The 4692-nt window shown below is 64.4% G+C and carries 4 protein-coding genes; 2 read left to right on the forward strand and 2 right to left on the reverse strand.

The features are described 5' to 3' along the window. Nucleotides 1-40 precede the first annotated feature (40 nt). Nucleotides 41-1729: an FAD-dependent oxidoreductase gene (locus tag DESFRDRAFT_RS20460; protein WP_005997245.1), complete on the reverse strand. Its 1689-nt coding sequence runs from the start codon at nt 1727-1729 to the stop codon at nt 41-43. Between the two features lie 846 nt (nt 1730-2575). Then, nucleotides 2576-3568: a biotin synthase BioB gene (gene bioB, locus DESFRDRAFT_RS20465; protein WP_005997248.1), complete on the reverse strand. Its 993-nt coding sequence runs from the start codon at nt 3566-3568 to the stop codon at nt 2576-2578. Between the two features lie 191 nt (nt 3569-3759). Here bioB and DESFRDRAFT_RS20470 point away from each other — a divergent pair, with 191 nt between their 5' ends. Both DESFRDRAFT_RS20470 and DESFRDRAFT_RS20475 read left to right on the forward strand, forming a co-directional pair. Then, entirely contained in the window at nt 3760-4218 is a 459-nt protein-coding gene (locus tag DESFRDRAFT_RS20470) for a hypothetical protein (RefSeq protein WP_005997249.1), read from the forward strand. 98 nt (nt 4219-4316) lie between these two features. Continuing rightward, complete coding sequence (locus DESFRDRAFT_RS20475) at nt 4317-4553, forward strand: hypothetical protein (RefSeq protein ID WP_005997250.1); 237 nt, start codon at nt 4317-4319, stop codon at nt 4551-4553. Nucleotides 4554-4692: the final 139 nt, after the last annotated feature.

Consider the following 4692-nt stretch of genomic DNA (forward strand, 5'->3'; position numbering starts at 1 on the left):
TTTTTAAAGGGTTTCCCCTCTCGCATTCTCTTTCCCGTTCTTAAGCTTTTTCCTTCTTCCAATACGGATGCGACAGGTCTTCGAAGGCCGAGAGGGCGGCGGTGGAGCCGTCGCCCACGGCGGTGACGATCTGGCGCGCGCCGGCGGTCACGTCGCCGGCGGCGTAGATGCGGGGGATGGAGGTCCGTTTGCCCCGGTCGGTGCGGATAAAGCCGTCCTTGTCCAGCTTCAGGCCCAGCTCCTCGGCGATGGCGGTATTGGGCTCGAGCCCGATGGCCACGAACACGGCATCGGTGGTGATCTCCTGTTCGGAGTCGTCGACCACGTTTTTCACCTTCACCGCCGTCACCTTCTTGTCGTCGCCGAGAATTTCCGTGACCACGGAGCCGAGAAGCAGGGCCACGCCCGCCTTGGCCACCGCGTCCTGGAGGTATTTTTCGGCCCGCAGCTCCTGGCGTCGATGGATGACGGTCACGTCCACGCCCAAGTTTTTCAGATGCAGCGCGTCGGTGAGGGCCGTGTCCCCGCCGCCGACGATGACGGCCTTCTTTTCCTTGTACAGATAGCCGTCGCAGGTCGAGCAGTAGCTGACGCCGAAGCCGAAGTAGCGGTCCTCGCCGGGCACGCCGAGCTTCTTCCAGGTCGCGCCGGTGGCCAGGATCAGCGCCTTGGCCAGATATACCGTCTTGTCGGTGTAGACCTCGATATTCCGGCCGACCTTGACCTCTTCGATGCCTTCGCCTTCGTGCACTTGGGCGTAGCCGCGCGCCTGATCGGCGATCATCTCCATCAGCCGTTTGCCCGGCACGTTGGCGAACCCGGGATAGTTCTCCACCACCGGGGTAAGCGCCACCTGGCCGCCGATGACGTTTTTCTCCAGCACCACGGCCGAAAGCCCGCTTCGCGCGGCGTACATGGCGGCCGTCAGCCCGGCCGGCCCGGCCCCGGCCACCACCACGTCCACCTCGACGACATCCTGTCCGCCATCCTCCAGCTCGTGGTGTCCGCCAAGGAACTCCTCGGCGGTCTTGAGCGTCACCAACTCCGCCACGAAACGCTCCTCGGGCAACAGCCCCAGGGTCGAAAATTCGTCGTTGATGATGGTGTGCGGCACCGAGCCGATCTGGTGTTGCTGGGCCAGCTCGATGTGCTGGGAGGCGTCCACGCAGTCGGCGGACACGAGGTCCGGCCGCTCGATGGCGCAGTGGAAGGCATTGGCCACCTGCCCCGGGCAGTACGGGCAGGAGGGGTTGACGAACACCTGGATATGGCGCTCCTCGGTCAGCTCCTTGAGCAGCCCCTGGGACGTCTGGCCCAGGCCGCTCTTGCCGACCGAAATGCGCAGGATGGTCTCGATCAGCGTGCGCGCCTCCTCGCCGAGCGGCGCGCCCAGGTAGCGGATCTTGTACCGGTCCGGGGCCAAAAGCAGCGTGGGAGAGAAATCCACGCCGTGCTGTCTGGCCGCGTCGCTTTCCAAAGTCTCGAACCTAGCCGTGATTTTGTCCGTGATCTCAGCCAGCTCCCGGCACAAGGATTCCATGAAGCCGTTGTACGGGACGTTCTGTTTGGGATCGGTGAAAACAAGCAATTCCACCGGTTCCTGCATCGGTTCAAAAAACTTTTTGAGTTCCGGAATGTTGTCTTTCGAGATGAGTCGTTTGGGCTCGTCCTTTGCCGCCTTCTTCGTATCCTTGGCTTTCTTGTCCTTGTCACCGCCAAAAAGGGCCATGGTGCCGCTCCTTGAAGTCGAAATACAAAAGGTTCGGCCATTATGTAGCGCAAGCCGACACCATGCGCAAACAATCGAACGTTTTTCCGCTTTTTTTCTTGCCGCTGGAACCAAAAAGCATACAAAGGAAGCAGGGAGCCAGGTCCTCACGGTCCTGGGTGTTACGCAAACAGGGGGAGAAAGACATGAGAAGCGCTCTCGTGTCGTTGGCGTTGGTTTTTTATGCGGTCATCATGCTGCTGTTCCCATCCGCCTGGGAGATCATCCCCGAAGCCGAAGCCCGCCGCCTGATCGACGGCGCTTAGCCGTCGGCGGGCGAGGCGGACGCGGCAGGCAGGGGAGAGAGGAAAGAGCGGGGCTCTGCCCCGTACCCCGGCAGAGGCGCTGCCTCTGCACTCCGCCGGGAGGCCACGGGCCCCCCGGACCCCCCCGTCCGGTGTGCTCTGGTCGGGCGGGGGCTCTGGTTGCGCGCGGTCTGGCGGAGAGTGGAGAAGATGGAGGCGGAATTTGTCGGGACGGTGCATGTCGCTTCGCGACAAGCTCGTCCCGACAAATTCCGCCTCCACCACGCCGGTCGCCCCTTTGGGGCGACATTTCAGAAAAATTGCTTGTTCTTGAAATGCGGCGCTTCGCCGCTGGCGCGGTTGTTGCCGCAATCGTGTCCGGCGTCGAGGGGCGTTAGCCCCTCGTGTCGCCGGGCCGATTGCGGCAACAAACAACCCGTCCTCACCACCACCCTCCAACACCTCCACCCGTCATCCCAACCCGGTAAAGGGAGGTCCGGAGGGCATAAGCCCTCCGGCGGGGTCCGGGGCAGCGCCCCGCTTCCGTTCCTCCACCTCCTCCCTACAGGCTGAACCCGAGCTTCGCCAATCCGGCCTTGTCGGCCTCCAGGGTGCCGCCGCTGGTGGTCAGGTAGTCGCCGACCATGAGTCCGTCGGCGCCGGCGGTCATGGGGGCGAGGGGGGCGGTCGCGCCGTAGACGGTGGGGCGGCCGCCGCAGATGCGCAGATGGCGGTCGGGCAGCAGGAAGCGCAGCAGGATGACGATGCGGGTGGCTTCGTCGGGCGTGAGCGGCGGCCGGCCTCCCAGGGGCGTGCCCGGGATGGGGCTTAAGAAATTGATGGGGATGGACATGGCCCCGGCTTCGAGAAGGGTCTGGGCCAGGTCGGCGCGGTCGGCCCAGGATTCGCCCATGCCGAACAGGCCGCCGGAGCAGATGGGGATGCCGAGGCGTTTGCAGGTGCGCAGCACGGCCAGGTTGTCCTCGAAGCTGCGGGTGGTGCAGATGCGCGGGTAGAAGGCGCGCGAGGTTTCGAGGTTGTGGTGGTAGGCGGCGAGTCCGGCGCTCTTGAGCCGGGCCAGGGCGTCGTCCGGCAGCACGCCGAAGGAGGCGTCGGCGGCCATGCCGCAGGCGGTGATGCCGGCGATGGCGGTGGCGGCGTGTTCCAGTTCGGCCTGGGGCAGGGCCTTGCCCGAGGCGACGATGCCGAAGCGGGCCACGCCAGCGTCGTGCATGGCCTTGGCGGCGGCGACGATGCGTTCCGGCGCGAGAAAGGGGTATTCGGGCGCGCTGGTGTGGTGGTGTCCGGACTGGGCGCAGAAGGCGCAGTTCTCGCCGCAGCGGCCGGATTTGGCGCTGATGATGGCGCAAAGCGAGGCGGCGTTGCCGAGGCGGGCGCGGCGGATGGCGTCGGCGGCCCGGGCCAGGGCGGCGAGTTCGGGGCCCTCGGCCCGGGGCAGGGCGGCCAGCAGCCGGTCGCGGTCGATGTCGGAGAGGAATGCGCCGGCCAGCAGCGGACGGGACAGTTCCTGGGAGAGGGTGGTTTGGTGCGTCATGGTTGTTTCCCGGGGGAATGGTTAAGGCGCGTCAACGGGCTTGGCAAGTTGTGCTCTTCTTGCAATTCACGTGGCTCTTCTGCATAGTTTCGGGAAGAGTGTCGCACTGCCTGCCGTTGGGGAAGGTCGTTGTGCCGCTGTCGCGAATTCTCGATGTACCGATGGGAAGACCATTTGCAAAGGAGCGAGACGTGAAGTCGAAAATCTTGGGGTTGCTGGTCTGTGGGCTGCTTCTGGCCGCGGCCATGGCCGTGCCCGCCTTGGCCGAGGATCGTCCGATGCCGGTCGTGACCGGCGAACATTGGATGAAATCCACGCCGCAGGAGCGCAAGGCGTTTCTGGTCGGCGCGGCCACCATCATCGAGCTGGACCAGGAAGTGCAGGGCAAGCATCCGGCGAAAAACAGCACCATTGAGGCCTGGGCCGAGGGCCTGAGCCCCTATACGTTCGACCAGATGGTCGACACCATCGACAAATGGTATGCCGCGCATCCGGACAAACTCAAGCGGCCGGTGGTGTCGGTGATGTGGTACGAGATGGCCAAGCCCAACTGCCCGGCGTCCAGCCTGCCCACGGAGGTTTCCGAGGACGTCAAGGCCAAGGCGGCCAAAGCCAAGGCGGGGCACACCAAGACCAAGGCCGGCAACTAGCCGATGGCGTCCGCTTGGTTCGGAATTTTCGCGCCATCCGCGCGTATGACAAGAACAGTGGGCCGACCAAGGCCCATGGTTGCATAAAGGAGGACGTCATGAAGCGTTTGAGCGCGGTGATCGCCGCATTGTTGCTTGTCGGCGGTCTGGGCTGCACCAATATGACCAAAACCCAGCAGGGCGCGCTTTCCGGCGCGGCGCTCGGCGCGGGCGCGGGCGCGGCCATCAGCGCCATCTCCGGCGGCAATGCCGGCATCGGCGCGGGCATCGGCGGCGCGCTCGGCGGCATCGCCGGCGGGCTTATCGGCCACAGCCAGGAAACACGCGGCTACTAAACTTACGGTTGAGGATTGAAGCATGCGAGAGGGGAACCCTTTTTGAAAAAAGGGTTCCCCTCTCGCGCTCTCCCCTCCCAAAAACTTTCAACGATTACGGGTTCTATAACGATAACACTTCATAATAGTTAAAAGTCTT

The sequence above is a fragment of the Solidesulfovibrio fructosivorans JJ] genome (assembly GCF_000179555.1).
Classification (GTDB): Bacteria; Desulfobacterota; Desulfovibrionia; order Desulfovibrionales; family Desulfovibrionaceae; genus Solidesulfovibrio; species Solidesulfovibrio fructosivorans.

Coding starts and splice junctions, on each gene's coding strand:
- DESFRDRAFT_RS20475 (WP_005997250.1), top strand. CDS start 4,317: ATGAAGCGTTTGAGCGCGGTGATCGCCGCATTGTTGCTTGTCGGCGGT.
- DESFRDRAFT_RS20460 (WP_005997245.1), bottom strand. CDS start 1,729: ATGGCCCTTTTTGGCGGTGACAAGGACAAGAAAGCCAAGGATACGAAG.
- bioB (WP_005997248.1), bottom strand. CDS start 3,568: ATGACGCACCAAACCACCCTCTCCCAGGAACTGTCCCGTCCGCTGCTG.